At 68.1% G+C, this 270-nt stretch carries 1 protein-coding gene; it reads right to left on the bottom strand.

Annotated features, from left to right (window positions below):
- Nucleotides 1-270: hypothetical protein (locus ACZ3HH_RS30135; protein ID WP_465810249.1), on the bottom strand; the 270-nt coding region annotated here is incomplete at both ends.

Raw genomic sequence — 270 nt, 5'->3', positions numbered from 1 at the left:
AGGTGCCGCGCACATCGATCATGGCGCCGTCGAGCGCGATGATGCTGCCGGTGTCGTCGGTCAAGGTCACCGAGCCGCCGCCGAGCACGCGACCCGTGCGCGGCGTACGCAACTGCCCGTTGTCGAACCGCACGGGCGCGGCCAGTGGATCGATCAAGCTGATGCCGGATCCATCGAGCAAGGCCTCAGCCCCGAGCCAGACCGACTTGCTGAGTGAGGAATAGGGATTGCCAGCGCCCGCGCCGCCGTAGCCATAGGTCGCCTGCGAGC

This window comes from Pseudomonas sp. PME37.24/025, assembly GCF_055556615.1.
Note: the sequence above shows the minus strand (reverse complement) of the source record. Positions and strands in the feature narration are given on the sequence as shown.